The sequence below is a fragment of the Methanobacterium petrolearium genome (assembly GCF_017873625.1).
GTDB classification, from domain to species: Archaea; Methanobacteriota; Methanobacteria; order Methanobacteriales; family Methanobacteriaceae; genus Methanobacterium; species Methanobacterium petrolearium.
Genome location: NZ_JAGGKL010000009.1, coordinates 64,026 through 78,016, shown reverse-complemented (window position 1 = coordinate 78,016; position 13,991 = coordinate 64,026). Strand labels below are relative to the sequence as shown.

Annotated in this window: 18 protein-coding genes; 13 read left to right on the top strand and 5 right to left on the bottom strand. The window is 36.2% G+C overall.

Translation table 11 applies throughout. From position 1 onward, the window contains the following. Positions 1-60: 60 nt before the first annotated feature. The 3 genes from J2743_RS09370 to J2743_RS12060 are packed head-to-tail and all read left to right on the top strand — an operon-like array spanning position 61 to position 2,298. On the top strand, positions 61-546 hold the full coding sequence (locus J2743_RS09370) for a MarR family winged helix-turn-helix transcriptional regulator (RefSeq protein WP_209626548.1): 486 nt from the start codon (positions 61-63) through the stop codon (positions 544-546). Then, entirely contained in the window at positions 539-1,666 is a 1,128-nt protein-coding gene (locus J2743_RS12065) for an MFS transporter (RefSeq protein ID WP_245248209.1), read from the top strand. Before J2743_RS09370 ends, J2743_RS12065 begins: the two co-directional genes overlap by 8 nt. An 8-nt stretch (positions 1,667-1,674) precedes the next feature. Further along, on the top strand, positions 1,675-2,298 hold the full coding sequence (locus J2743_RS12060; RefSeq protein ID WP_245248208.1) for an MFS transporter: 624 nt from the start codon (positions 1,675-1,677) through the stop codon (positions 2,296-2,298). Between the two features lie 84 nt (positions 2,299-2,382). Here J2743_RS12060 and J2743_RS09360 read toward each other — a convergent pair whose 3' ends face one another. Next, positions 2,383-3,063 carry a hypothetical protein gene (locus J2743_RS09360; protein ID WP_209626546.1) on the bottom strand — a complete coding sequence of 227 codons (681 nt, stop codon included), beginning with the start codon at positions 3,061-3,063 and terminating at the stop codon, positions 2,383-2,385. A 571-nt stretch (positions 3,064-3,634) separates the two neighbouring features. Here J2743_RS09360 and J2743_RS09355 point away from each other — a divergent pair. The 4 genes from J2743_RS09355 to J2743_RS09340 are packed head-to-tail and all read left to right on the top strand — an operon-like array spanning position 3,635 to position 6,554. After that, the gene (locus J2743_RS09355; RefSeq protein WP_209626544.1) at positions 3,635-4,306 is read left to right on the top strand and encodes an MBL fold metallo-hydrolase; all 672 of its coding nucleotides are present in this window, start codon (positions 3,635-3,637) and stop codon (positions 4,304-4,306) included. A gap of 20 nt (positions 4,307-4,326) precedes the next feature. Continuing rightward, positions 4,327-4,791: a flavodoxin family protein gene (locus J2743_RS09350; protein ID WP_209626541.1), complete on the top strand. Its 465-nt coding sequence runs from the start codon at positions 4,327-4,329 to the stop codon at positions 4,789-4,791. Positions 4,792-4,825: 34 nt separating this feature from the next. Then, positions 4,826-5,671, top strand: coding sequence for an EFR1 family ferrodoxin (locus tag J2743_RS09345; protein ID WP_209626539.1), 846 nt, complete (start codon positions 4,826-4,828; stop codon positions 5,669-5,671). 25 nt (positions 5,672-5,696) lie between these two features. Next, complete coding sequence (locus tag J2743_RS09340) at positions 5,697-6,554, top strand: EFR1 family ferrodoxin (RefSeq protein WP_209626536.1); 858 nt, start codon at positions 5,697-5,699, stop codon at positions 6,552-6,554. A gap of 56 nt (positions 6,555-6,610) precedes the next feature. On the opposite strand, the gene J2743_RS09335 is transcribed toward J2743_RS09340, so the two are convergent. The 3 genes from J2743_RS09335 to ectA are packed head-to-tail and all read right to left on the bottom strand — an operon-like array spanning position 6,611 to position 8,861. Next, positions 6,611-7,024 carry an ectoine synthase gene (locus J2743_RS09335; RefSeq protein ID WP_209626534.1) on the bottom strand — a complete coding sequence of 138 codons (414 nt, stop codon included), beginning with the start codon at positions 7,022-7,024 and terminating at the stop codon, positions 6,611-6,613. After that, positions 7,014-8,297, bottom strand: coding sequence for a diaminobutyrate--2-oxoglutarate transaminase (gene ectB / locus J2743_RS09330; protein ID WP_209626532.1), 1,284 nt, complete (start codon positions 8,295-8,297; stop codon positions 7,014-7,016). The genes J2743_RS09335 and ectB overlap by 11 nt, the downstream gene beginning before the upstream one ends. A gap of 54 nt (positions 8,298-8,351) precedes the next feature. Continuing rightward, positions 8,352-8,861 (bottom strand): diaminobutyrate acetyltransferase, encoded by a 510-nt coding sequence (gene ectA, locus J2743_RS09325; protein WP_209626529.1) that lies wholly within the window; start codon positions 8,859-8,861, stop codon positions 8,352-8,354. Positions 8,862-9,458: 597 nt separating this feature from the next. Between ectA and J2743_RS09320 the strand changes: the two genes are divergently transcribed. The 6 genes from J2743_RS09320 to J2743_RS09295 all read left to right on the top strand — a co-directional run bounded on the left by J2743_RS09320 (position 9,459) and on the right by J2743_RS09295 (position 13,120). Beyond that, positions 9,459-9,743, top strand: a complete 285-nt coding sequence (locus J2743_RS09320) for an ArsR/SmtB family transcription factor (protein WP_209626527.1) — start codon at positions 9,459-9,461, stop codon at positions 9,741-9,743. A gap of 40 nt (positions 9,744-9,783) precedes the next feature. Next, positions 9,784-10,116, top strand: coding sequence for a DUF8036 family membrane protein (locus tag J2743_RS09315; RefSeq protein ID WP_209626525.1), 333 nt, complete (start codon positions 9,784-9,786; stop codon positions 10,114-10,116). Positions 10,117-10,402: 286 nt separating this feature from the next. Continuing rightward, the gene (locus tag J2743_RS09310; protein WP_209626523.1) at positions 10,403-11,296 is read left to right on the top strand and encodes a hypothetical protein; all 894 of its coding nucleotides are present in this window, start codon (positions 10,403-10,405) and stop codon (positions 11,294-11,296) included. 197 nt (positions 11,297-11,493) lie between these two features. Next, positions 11,494-12,009, top strand: coding sequence for a flavodoxin family protein (locus J2743_RS09305; protein WP_209626521.1), 516 nt, complete (start codon positions 11,494-11,496; stop codon positions 12,007-12,009). Between the two features lie 180 nt (positions 12,010-12,189). Further along, positions 12,190-12,822: a class I SAM-dependent methyltransferase gene (locus tag J2743_RS09300; protein WP_209626519.1), complete on the top strand. Its 633-nt coding sequence runs from the start codon at positions 12,190-12,192 to the stop codon at positions 12,820-12,822. Between the two features lie 37 nt (positions 12,823-12,859). Further along, positions 12,860-13,120, top strand: a complete 261-nt coding sequence (locus J2743_RS09295) for a DUF6326 family protein (protein WP_209626517.1) — start codon at positions 12,860-12,862, stop codon at positions 13,118-13,120. A gap of 131 nt (positions 13,121-13,251) precedes the next feature. Here the strand turns inward: J2743_RS09295 and J2743_RS09290 are convergent, their stop codons facing one another. Further along, positions 13,252-13,932, bottom strand: coding sequence for a DUF4332 domain-containing protein (locus tag J2743_RS09290; protein ID WP_209626516.1), 681 nt, complete (start codon positions 13,930-13,932; stop codon positions 13,252-13,254). Positions 13,933-13,991 lie beyond the last annotated feature (59 nt).

The window sequence follows — 13,991 nt, the reverse complement described above, 5'->3', positions numbered from 1 at the left end:
AAAAAAAACCATACGATGAATTTATCAAAACCATTTTTTCAAAACAGGGGACTAAAAATCATGCATAAGATTGAAAAAATAATCGAAGAAGACTTAACTGATATTCCACTGGGTATTCTTATCTCCATAATTCACAGAACTCGTATGATGTATTTAAACAATAAAATGAAAGATTTAAACGTCACCGCTAGTCAATCTCTTTATTTAATTGGGTTATATAAAAAAGAAGGACAGACGCAGGAAGATCTGGCCACCCATTTTTTCATAGACAAGGGAACTGTGGCCCGTGGTGTGAAAAAATTAGAAGACAATGGATTCATCTGCCGAAAGACTGATCCAAAAAACCGCAGAAGATACCTCCTTTACATCACCGAAGAGGGAAAAGCATTGATGCCCGAGATCTGGACTATAATTTCAGATTGGGAAGATGTAATGAATAAAGACCTCAGTGAAGAAGAAAGACAACGAATAAGTGATTTTTTGAAAAACCGGACTATAAAAGGTTTGAACAAGCTGCGTGATGCTGGGGAAAACTTGAATGAGTAATAACATTGCTAAAGGGGGCAATTCGCCTCTCAACCCGTCACAAGATGGAAACGGGCATGGTTTTGACTACAAATGGATAGCTTTATCCAATGTTATCATTGCATCATTGATGGGAATGATCAACGGGAGTATAACCTTGATTTCACTTCCTGCCATCTTTAACGGTATTCAAATTAATCCCTTAACTTCTTTCCAGTATCTTTTATGGATACTTATGGGGTATGGGTTGGTAACAGCCACTCTGCTTTTAAGTTTTGGACGTCTTTCAGATATACACGGACGGGTTAAGCTTTTCAAACTTGGATTTCTCATATTTACCATAGGATCCATCCTGCTTTACTTGACACCATCCACTGGTGATGCTGGGGCCATGGAGATCATCCTGTTTAGAATTGTTCAGGCCGTGGGCAGTGCCCTTACCATGGCCAACAGCTCCGCCATACTCACTGATGCATTCCCAGTCAGTGAAAGAGGGAAAGCATTGGGTATAAACATGGTAGCTCTCATGTCTGGCCAGTTCATAGGTCTCCTTTTAGGAGGAATACTGGCAGTATTCAACTGGAGATACATATTCCTGGTAAGCGTGCCCTTCGGTATTTTAGGAACACTTTGGTCCACATTCAAACTTAAAGAAATATCCCTTCGCGCACCTAAAACCAAACTGGATATCTGGGGAAATGTTATATTCGTCTCAGGTATAACCACACTACTTTTAGGAGTAACCTATGGTCTCATGCCCTACGGTAATAATGCCATGGGATGGAACAATCCCTGGGTAATGGTGGCAATGATAACTGGTTTCATCCTCCCGGCCTTATTCCCTGTGGTGGAAAGTAAGGTGGAAAATCCCATGTTCCGATTGGACTTATTCAAGATAAAAATGTTCACCTATGCCAACCTTGCCGGGTTTTTAAGCTCTTTGAGCAGAGGGGGGATGATGTTCATGTTGATACTTCTCCTGCAGGGAATATGGCTTCCTTTACATGGATACAGCTATGAATCCACACCATTCTGGGCAGGAGTTTACATGTTACCTCTAACCATAGGGGTGATCATCATGGGACCAATCTCAGGAATGCTTTCAGATTTAAGTACGGTCCCCGCTGGATCGCCACTCTAGGAATGGTAATGAACACCATTGGTTTCTTGATATTAGCAACACTCTCTTACAACTTCAACTACCTGGAATTCGCCTTAGCCCTATTTTTTATGGGATTAGGCAGTGGAATGTTCGGATCTCCAAACAGTGCATCCATAATGAATTCTGTACCACCACAAGAAAGGGGAATAGCATCTGGGATGCTGACCACCATAATGAACACTGCATTCACAGCAAGCATGGCCATATTCTTTACCATTGTCATTGTAGGGATCACCCAACGTTTTCCAGATGCCTTAGCATCGTTTCTGGCCAATATTGGCGCAGCACAACTCACCCCGGTCCTAAGTAACATACCACCCACAGGGGCATTGTTTTCAGCATTTTTAGGTTACAACCCAGTTGAAACCATCCTGAGTAGTGTACCATCATCAGTGGTTAGTCAAATACCTGCTTCCACATTAACCACACTCACTGGAACATCTTGGTTCCCATCTACCCTGGCTGAAGCCTTCATGCCCTCACTGAGAGTTTCATTCTACATTGGAGCATTATTCTGTGCCATGGCTGCCATATTATCTGCAATGCGTGGAGATAAGTACATCCATGAGTTAGAGGTAATCAAAATAAGTCCAGATGATGGGGGGCAATGAATCTGAGGAAAGCCCGCAACATTTGGTAAAATATGACCCTATTCAGGGGTTTTTAACCTTTTTTCTTCAAATTATTCCTTTAAATTATTTATTTTTCAAGTTTAAAATTACATTGTGGAAATATTTTCTGGAATAAATGGCTGATAAAAGTGTAAAAACTAAAAATGAACCAAAAAGTGCTGTTAGGTTAAAATTTAGAAGAGGGGTTAAAACTGAAATCATCTGGCTCTGTTCATACGGAGGAAAATTTAAGAGACCTATAATATCTAAAATGGAGTATTTGCTGAAGGTCATCATAATCGAGATTAACATAAGTCCATAATAGATGATAAGCCCATAAAAAGCCCAAAAATACTTTTTCCAGAATCCATAGCTTAAAATAGCTAAGATAAACACGGCCATAGTAACATAAATAACTGATTCTCTCTGGAGAATAATTTTTCCAAATAATGGAAAAATGTACTGAAACAGTGTACTGGCATGAAGAATCAATATAAAAATAATGTTAAGGCTGCAAACTAGTAATATGCTTTGAGGGATTCTCTCAATGAAGTTTTCACTTCTATTTTTAAACACTTTTTTTAATTTTTTGCTTTTATAAATTTTAATCAAAACAGCAGGGATAATAATTCCGAACAAAGCCAGAAACAACAAAATAACAGTAAAAATGGCAGAATTAAGGTTTTTGAGAAATTCTGGAAGGGCAAAAATGAAACTACTCGTTATACTTATACCTAAAACAATCCATATATACAGAAGATTCAAGGAAAGTTTCCGTGCCCAATTTTGCAATTCAACTGTTCCTATGCCTATGGGAATCAGTAAAAATGTTACAATATAATATGCGGAATTTTGGATGGTTAAATAGGCAAACCAGAATGATCCAATCTGGAAACCTTCATAATAGAAGGGACCTCCACCTGAAAAAAGATAAAAGCAGTATATCTCTAATGGACCATAAAAGAGACCCACCAATCCTATGATAAGTAAAGTTATTCCTAATATTTTCATAAATAGTTCGGAATATGGTCTCAGGCGGATTTTCATTGGTAAACATCCTATATTTTCTGAAATGGGCAAAAATATTGGGAACCTAATTTCGTTTATTTCTTGTTTAATTATAAAGAATAAATCAATAATATTATTATTGTTCGTAGAATAGTTGCTGCTATTTGGAAATCAAACTACCGAAAGTGACATGTTTTCCCAGCTAGGAATTTTAGGATATTCTTACAAAAAAGGATGAATAAATATTATAACAATTAGTTAAAAAAAATTAAGTAACGGTTTCAAATGGAGAGAGGTCCCATACTATTTTACCAATTGAGGGGATAATATGCCACTGGAAATCATAACCATAAAATTAAAAATGTTAGCAGGTTTAGCTACTGTAAACTGTTATCTTATCAAAAATAATGATAATTTTGTTTTAATAGACACTGGAACTTCAGGAAATCGTGTTGAAATTGAAAACCAGCTGGAAACGGCAGGTTGTAAAACAGGAAATCTTAATTTAATCCTGTTAACCCATGGAGATTCAGACCATGCAGGGAATGCTGCATGTCTACGGGATAAATATGGTACCAAGATAGCCATGCACCAGAAAGATGAGGGGATGGTCCAAGAAGGAGACATGCTATGGAACAGGAAAGGCAATCCTCTTTCTAAAATAATGAAACCTTTCATGGGTTTAAGTAAATCAAATCGATTTACGCCTGATTTTTATGTTGAAGATGGCTATGATCTTGTTGACTATGGATTAAATGCAAGGATTATCCATATTCCTGGCCACTCCCTAGGTTCCATAGGGATACTAACTGATCAAGGAGATCTTTTTTGTGGAGATATACTAACCAACACAGATAAACCAGCTTTAAATTCTATTATGGATGATAAAAAGGCTGCCTATACCAGTATTGAAAAACTGAAGAAGTTAGATATAGTTAATGTTTACCCGGGTCATGGGGAACCATTCCCAGGGAATTTTCTAACCGAGGTAAAAGAATAAGAAAAAGGAGGGGTTTAGTTTTGAAAATAGGGATTATAGTTTATTCCCAAAGTGAAAATACCTATTCTGTTGCTTTAAAACTTCAGGATAAGTTTTTAACGGGTGGAGAGGAAGTGGATGTTCAGCGGGTGGTTTCTGTAGGGGATGCACCTCCAGGAACCAAGGATGTGAAGTTTGAAAACGCGCCTGAGGTAACTGATTATGATGCCATAATCTTTGGTGCACCAGTACACGCCTTTAACCTTGCACCAGTCATGGCAGCCTATTTAGAGCAGATTTCATCCCTTCAAGATAAAAAAATTGCCTGTTTTGTCACCAAAGGATTACCTTTTAACTGGACCGGTGGAAATAAGGCCATCAGTAAAATGAAAGAAATCTGCCAGTCTAAAGGCGGAACTGTAGTGGGAACAGACATCATAATCTGGAGAGGCAACATTGATGAGAAAATTGAGGAGTTAATTCGAAGATTCAGTGTATTATTCTAAAATCTATTATAAAGTTTTAAAATGGGGGTTAACTATGGGCACTGAAATCTACTATTTTTCAGGTACAGGGAATTCACTGACTGTAGCCAGGGATATTGCCAGGAAAATCGATGGAAAACTGATTTCCATAGCATCGGTAGTGGATAGAGGAAATATAAGAACAGATGCAGATGTAGTGGGGATTGTTTTCCCGGTTCATTTTTCAGCTATCAATGGAATTCCCGGCATTGTGCAAAGATTTGTTGAAAACCTTGAAAACGCAAATTCAAAGTATATATTCGCAATTTGCACCTGCGGTGGTTTTTCTGCGGCCACCATAGAAAATTTAGGGAAGATTATAGAATCAAGAGGAGGTGAGCTTGTTGCAGGCTTCACTGTGCAAATGCCAAGCAATATAGAGGCAGTATCTGTGAAAGAACAACAAAAACTGTTTGATGAGTGGGATAACAAGCTGGAATTTATCCATGAATTTGTGAAAGCCCGAAATGAGGGAGAATTTGAAACCATGGGATTACCCCTTAAAATAGCATTGGCCCCAATTTTTTTCTATTATAAAAACAAAACTTTCAACTTTTTCAAAAAAATCTCAGAATCATCAGATTCAGATTTCAAACAGTTAATATGGTTATCAGATAAGCGTTTTTACACTGATGATGATTGTGAAGGATGTGGAACCTGTTCACAGGTTTGTCCTGTGAATAATATTAGAATAATAGAGGAGAAGCCGCAATGGCAACATCATTGTGAGATATGTTTTGCCTGCTTAAACTGGTGCCCCAATGGAGCAATTCATGGAGAATGGATATCTGAGGAAGTAAGGTATCATCATTCTGATATTGAGGTGGCCGACATGCTGAAGCAGAGTTCGTTTAAAGATTAACTGAATTTAAGATTAAAAGAGTATTATGACTATGGAAATATATTATTTTTCAGGTAGCGGCAATTTTCTTGCAGTAGCAAGAGACATTGCAGAGAAAACCAATGGAAAACTCACTTCCATAGCGTCGGTAGTGGATAAAGGACCAATACGGGCAAGTGCAGATATGATTGGAATTATTTTCCCAACTTATCATGAGCCATACAATGGTGTTCCACTCATTGTCAGAAGATTCGTTGCAAAACTGGAAAACATTGATTCAAAATACATATTTGCCCTCTGTACCTACGGAAGTGTCTCAGTTAATACATTGAACTTTTTGGATGAAATTCTCCAGTCACGTGGTGGCAGGCTGGTGGCAGGATTCACAGTTAACATGCCCTATAACATGGGAGGTTCGTCACTTAACAATCCTGAAAAACAGCAAAAAATGTTCCGGGTTTGGGAAGAAAACCTGGAAATTATATATGAACATATTAATGCCCGTAGAAAAGTCAGATTCGACACTCCCAATGTGCTGGCTGGCAAAATTTATGGATTGATTAAATATATAGTAACTCCCCTCATTTTTCTTTTTAAACCCACAACAATCAGACATTTAAAACAATATTATGATTTAAAGAACGGGGCCTATGATGAAATGTTGCCATATGCGGATGGAACTGACAAATGTTCTGGTTGCGGGACTTGTGCCAGTATTTGTCCGGTTGAAAATATTGAACTGGTTAATGAACGGCCGGAATGGCAGCATAACTGTGAATTTTGCCTGGCCTGTTTTCATTGGTGTCCTCATGAGGCAATTGAAAGTACTGAACTGGAAAATACCATTAGATATCATCATCCCGATGTGGAAATAAGAGATATGTTAAGAAAGAATAAGGGGTAGTGAAATCTCTACCCATTAAATAAGCTGATTTTCCCATTTAGTATTAATGGATTTTTTTATTTCTCAGCAACTGATTGTTGGTCGGGTTTAACATAGGAACCATCCTCATCATGAACCTCATCACCTGCCAGTGCAGGATTAAAGACACATAACAATCGAAGATCCTTTTCATAAGCTCGAAGAAAATGTCGATCGTGTTTGTCCAGAGCATACATTGTACCGGGTTTAATAGGATAAACAACGCCATCTTCTGTTGTTTCGATTTCACCTTCGCCTTCTACACAGTAAACGGCTTCTACATGGTTTTTATACCAGATTAAAGTTTCAGTGTTGGCATAAATTATGGTTTCATTAAAAGAAAAGCCCATATTATCTCCTGCTATAAGGAAACGCTTGCTTACCCAGTTACTATTTTCAGCAAAAACTTCCCGACTGCTACCTTCAATTTCTCCAAGGGTTCTAACTATCATTGTTTAAATCCTCAATCATGGCCTCTCTTTTTTCTAGAACATCTTTAATTGAATCTTCAATTATGCCTATACCTTCTTTAAGTAACTCGGGTTCAATGGTTAATGGGGGTAGCAATTTTAGTACATTATCCTCTGCACCTGCCAGTTCTATCAGAAGACCTCTTGAAAATGCTTCTTCTGACACATCACTACAGAAACCTCTTAAAGGAATTTCCAGCCCGTATATTAATCCTTTTCCACGTACTTCTGCTTGGATGGCAGGGTATTTATCTTTTATTTCCATTAATCTTTCTTTGATTAGTTTTTCTTTACTTTCAACAGCTTGGGAGAGGTTATCATTCTCCCAGTAGCTTAAAAGTTCTGAAGATGCTACGAAAGCAAGGTTATTGCCTCTGAAGGTGCCGGTATGTTCTCCTGGTTTCCATTGATCCAATTCAGATTTCAACAGTACCATGGATAATGGTAAACCTCCTCCAATTGATTTGGAGAGCGTGATGATGTCTGGGTTGATCCCAGAACTTTCAAAACTGAAAAAACTTCCACTACGGCCGTTTCCTACCTGAATATCATCTACAATTAGTAATATATCGAAATCTTTACATATTTGTTCGATATCTCTTAGCCATTTATCACTAGCCACATTTATACCACCTTCCGCTTGAATAGTTTCCAGAATTATGGCAGCGGGTAAGTCCACTCCACTGCTTTGATCTTCCAGGTATTTGCGGAGGTAATCTGCGGTGTTAACTTCATCTCCGAAATATCCGTCAAAAGGCATGAAACTTACGTTGGTCCGGTTGATGAATGCTTCATCTCTGTAAAATGCATTGGCAGTTACAGCCATGGATCCCATGGTCAAGCCGTGGAATGCATTGGTAAAGGCAATGATATTTCTTCTACCTTTAACCATTCTAACTAATTTTAAGGCCGTTTCAACAGCATTGGTACCGGTTGGTCCGGTAAATTGTATTTTGTATTCCATATGCCGGGGATGTAAGATGATATCATAGAATTTCTCCAGAAATATCTTTTTTGCAGTGGTTGCCTTATCCAGGCCATGAATAATCCCTTCATCCTGTATATATTTTATTAAGGCTTCTGAAACCAAGGGATTATTATGTCCATAGTTTAGGGTTCCTGCACCGGCAAAAAAGTCAATGTATTCATTTTCTTGTTCATCATATAGGGTAGATCCCTTTGCTTTTTGGAATATTACAGGGAAACTTCTTATATAACTACGAACCTGTGATTCATGTTGTTTGAATGTTTTCATCTAATCACTACTATTTTAAAAACGTTATTTTCATGTCTATTGAATGGGTTTCTCCTATTTAGTTAAGGGGCCTATGCGAAGAAGTAATTCCTCTTCATGATTTGATTCGCCAAAGAGATCGCTGGTAAAAAATGAGGATTTCTGAAGATTAGTATCTAGTTTTGAAGCGATTTTTCCAAATAGGGACATTGAAGCTTGATTTGAGGGGGTTACTGTGGTTTCAATGAATTCAACTGATTTAATCTCTTCTCTTTCAAGGATGTCCTTCATCATTTTGATTGCCAGGCCCTGGCCACGCATATCAGGATGCACTGCCACCTGCCATATAAAAAGAGTGTTTTTTTGATGTGGATTAATGTAAGCAGATATATACCCAATTATTTCACTATCTAATTCTGTTATCACGCTTGTTTGATCAAAATGGGCGCATATCAATAGATAGTAATATAATGAATTAATATCCAGTGGTTTACATTCTTTTACCAGATGGAAAATCCGATTTCCATCCTTTATTTGAGGTTTTCGAATATTTATTGGCGTATTTTCGTCATTTCGCGAGCCCATACACAATTTTTTTTTCTCATCCTTTAAAAACTATTCGATAAAAATGGTCTTTTAAAATGCTTTAAACTGTATTTGGCTGATTAATTGACTTATTTTAATTCCATATCTTTATAAATAGAATGATTTAATGAAGGAGATTAAAATTATATTTCATGTCATTTTTTTGATATAAAAATGAGGTACAACTGAGCTCTAAAATTCAACGTGGCTGTGTTTTGAACTTTTAAAATGATTATCTTTGTGTAAAAACAGTTTTTATGGGTTATGGGGATGTCAGGATGAGCATGCCAAAAACAACAATGATTAATAGATAATTTCCCTATATCAATCATTTGATGGGTTGTTATGGGTAATGGTGATATTTATTATTATTCAGGTACAGGGAATTCACTGCACATAACCAGGCAATTACAAAAACGAGTTTTAGAAACAAAAATAATTCCCATAGTCATTCTTTTAATAATGAAGTGGATGATATTGCCATGCAAAAATGATTTAAAACATTCAAATGTTATTTGTATAATATAGTGATAAAGTCTATTTCACTGATGTATGCGTTAGCATTAGTAAGTTTGATCCCTTTAGTAGGAGTCCTTTATGAAGAAAGTATTTTTATGGTGGTTAATTGCCGGGAGTAAAGGTGGGGAAAATCGCGGCAGAATAATCGTTGAACTAAATAAGAGACCTTATAATGCTAATAAACTTGCAGAAAAACTTTCACTTGATTATAAAACTATCCGGCATCATATGGATGTTTTAAAGGAAAACAATTTGGTTGAATCAACCGGGGAGAAGTACGGTGCGTTATACTTCCTCACTGGCGAGATGGAAAAAAATTATAAGGTTTTTCTGGGGATTTGGGAAGAATTTAATGAAGAATAGGGCATAATGAATTATATTAGAAGGATAAAAGGTGTAAAAAATGTTGTTGGAAATAAATTTTTTTGGGCTGTCAAATTTAATACCCACTTTGTTTGTATTGGTAAAAACATCGGCTTTAATAACCAGTATTGCCAATATCATCCTTTTAAGCGGAATGCTCTATGTGTATATGGAAAGATACCTTAAAGTAAAATCCAAATTCACCACAACCCTGGTTTTATTTTCCTTACTGTTCCTGGTTCAGAACATATTATTTTCCATTTATTTCGTGTTCAATCTTCCTGAAACCATCATCAATGCTGTGTTACCTTTAATCTTTTTAGGACTTGAATTCACAGCATTAGCATTGCTTTTAATGATAACAAGGGAATAATTTTCTATTTTTTCTTATTGGGCTTATTTTATTCTTTTTTTTATTAAATTAAATCTTTAAACTGTTTTTAATATTTTCTAATTTTACTTACTTAATCTATAATCTGGAATGAATTTGGAGGTAAAAGGGAGGAAATGCTGAGTAAATTTTGGAAAAATTACTTTTAAGTGTTTAAACTAGAATTAAGTGAAGGTTAAGAACTTAAAAATAATTCAGAGGATTCAACATATCATGCATTTGTTGAAACCTATCCTTTGAGTTAAAAATCAAAAATGGAGGTTAAAAGATGGTAGATGTAAAAGAAATTAAATCCTTAAAACTGACACCCTTTACCAGGATGTCAGCTTCAATATATGGAATTTTGGGATTGATTGCTGCTATTGTGATGTTAATTGCACTTATCATAGTGCAAGCTGCAGGACTACTCCCCCAATTAGGACAATTTAATCTGATTACTGGATTAGGAATACCACTAATTGTTCTCCTTCCAATAGGTGCGTTTTTCAGTACTATAATGGTAAGCTTCTTCTCTGTGATGCTTTACAATGTGTTAGTGCCCAAGTTAGGTGGTGTGAAGTTAGAATTAGAGGGTAATGAGGTGGAAAAAATTCCAATTGTTTCATTTTCCCTGATACTATCTGCTATTGGGGCAATATGGGCGTTTATCGTTGGTTTGGTACTTGCAGCTGTGTTTTCACCATTATTCTCATTCATAAGTACAATCAGCACCATGCCAGCAGCAGCCAACATCACTGCTAATATAACTAATGTTTCTGGAGCAGCCATGCCCACCGGTGCAGAAGTTGGAGTAGCAGGGACATTTGTGTTCCTAGTATTAATAATCGGACTACCTATAATGGTATTTGTGTTTGGATTCATTTGGAACGCTTTATTTGCACTATTCTACAACTACATAGTCACCAGAGTAGCCAAGATCCAGTTAGAGTTCAATCAAATTACTGGAAGTTTGCATGAACTCAAACACATACCAGTACTACCCACTGCACTGGCAGTAGCAATCGTTTGCGCCTTATTAGGAATTATATCCGGGATTATTTCCGGGAACTATGGAGAATTCATATCAAACTTCATAACCTACTTCATAGAAACCGCATTAATCGCACTCCTATACAACTACCTGGCACCTAAGATTGGATCAATTAAATTAAATCTGGAATAAATCCAGATTAATCTATTTTTTTATTTTTTAAGGATAAAAAGTTCTAAAGGATTAAAATTGGGGTCAAAAGGATATTAAACTTGTTATTGGTACGATTGACTCTCTGTAAAAAAATTGTTGAAGCTCACCGGTACGTTGATCAAGGACACCAGAACGGAAATGTGGTTATAACTGTAATGGGGTAAAAAGGTGAAAAAATGGAAAATGAAGTAACTGAGTTAAAAGAAGCATCATCATTGAAATTTCTCCTGGTTTTGTATTCGTATCATCATCATAATACTGAAAAGATAGCTAACGTCCTGGCCAAAACTCTTGATGCAGAAATAAAATGGCCACAGGAAATTAGTCCTGAAGAAATTCAAGACTATGATCTAGTTGGCTTTGGTTCAGGGATTTACAGTGCAAAACACCATGAATCTTTACTTAAACTTGTCGATGAACTAACAGAAGTAAATAATAAGAAATCATTCCTTTTCTCAACTGCGGGAATAACAGGAAAATCCAAAGCCTCCAAAGATCACGCCACACTAAGGGAAAAACTAGAATCCAAAGGTTACATCATCCTTGATGAATTTCAGTGTAAAGGTTTTAACACCAACAGTTTCCTTAAACTGTTTGGGGGGATGAATAAGGGCCGCCCCAATGCCCAAGACCTCCAGAATGCAGAAAAATTTGCTTGGAAAATAAAGCAAAAAGCCGCGGAAAATGGGTAGTTAATTCACAGGATGGTACGAAAATCAGGAGATCAGGAAAAATTGGCTGAACAGACTTTAAATGTATCATTAGGTATTGGTAAGATTTCTGGCATGCTTTGTTCTTAATAATGCCTGTTTAAGTCGATATGGTTATTGATCCTAATAATATAAACACATTCTAAATAGGGGGGAATGATTATGTCAGAAAAGATTTGGAACTTGATGGCAAATAATTATGATAAAAGTGAAGAGCCGTTTACAAAGATTCACATCACGAACCTTAAAAAAACCAAAAAATATCTGAATAACTGCGACATGGTTTTAGATCTTGGATGTGGTACAGGAACTCAAGCACTGGAAATTGCTAGCGATGTTAAAGAGGTTCATGGTATTGATACATCGTCAAAAATGATCGAAATTGCAAAAAGAAAGGCACATGATCGTAAAACTCCGAATGCCCACTTCAGGCAAGCAACCATATTTGATGAGAGACTTTTGAAAGAATCTTTTGATGTGATACTGGCTTTCAATATCCTAAATTATTTAGAAGACACACCTGAGGTTATGCAAAGGATTAACGAATTATTGAAACCAGGTGGATTTTTCATTTCTTCAACAGAATGTATGGGGGAGGAGGAGAAGAAGTTTTCAAGAATTCTTTCTTTTTCTGCCTTATTTATCATGGAAAAAGCACGTGTAATCTCTACGAAATTCTATAAATTCTTTGAATTAGAGGATTTAATATATAATGGTAATTTTCAAATTGTTGAAACTGAAAAGTTAAAATTAAGACATTTAAAGTTCTATTTTATTGTAGCAAAGAAGATTTAGCGAACAGAACTATATGGACTTCTATGGAGATTGAATCATGGAAGATGTACAAATAATCCTTTCAGCGTTATGGATAGTTTTAATGTTAACTTATCTTTTGGGGGATGTGCTGCGAATATTTAGTGGTGCCTTTAAAGTGGGAGAAATAGCAGGTCAGAAGATAAGTCAGAAAATGCTATTTGGGATGGCTTTATTAATGTTAATCCCGATTATTATGGTTATCATGTCCTTAACATTACCTTATCCTTTGAAAAAGTTAGAATCAACTTCTTTTATTTTGGATAACCAGAATGGATAGATTTGGGGGTAAGTTAAGGGATCAGAAATCAATTTCCAAACCACATCATAAGGTCTTTTCTATTATGACTTTTTAGGTGAATATCTGTCATTAGAGCACCTTAGTTATAGATTCAATTATAAATTCGTTAATCAGTATTTTATTGTCTTGGGTACCATTTTAGAAACTTTAATACACAAAGCAACATCACTTTCTAGGAATTTAGCTTTGGTATACTTTTTTTTCTGGTTAAGTTCAACAAGTTTTTTGTAAAAGGATCCAGCATCTGCTTCAGACACCTTTTCAACAGTATCAATCCCTGAATCCAGAAAAATCCTGGCAGAAACAGGGCCAACCCACTTGATTCTGGAAAGATCTGTTAATTTTGCCAATTCCAGAATTTCTTCCTCTGGTATTTCAAGTTCTGCAGCCAATTTTATCCGATCCTCAGGAGTTTTAACTTTTTTAAACAAATGAGCCGTGTTTTTAATCCCAACACTTTTTAATTTATTCACAGTCTCTTTTTCCACTCCTGGGAATTTTTCTAGATTAACAGGGTTGGGAGTGTAACTATTCACTTCTCTCCGCAAAATCAGGAGGTAATCTTCAGGTAGGCCAGATTTACCTGCAAATTCTCGGGTTTTTTTAGGGGTTTTTAATGATACTTTGAGATCCTGTAGGTTTCCAATTCCATTATTTTCCAGAATTTCGAATCTTTCATTTATTTTTTCTTTTAATATTTTCCTGCTGGGAATAAGTTCTGATTCTGATAATTCTTTCTTAAATCTATTTAAAGGGAATTTTTCAAGATCAATGTGGTAATCCTCTTTCATAACTGTCCCCCTACGTTTTGTAGATATTTAATATTATATTCTTTCTCATTTTAACATGA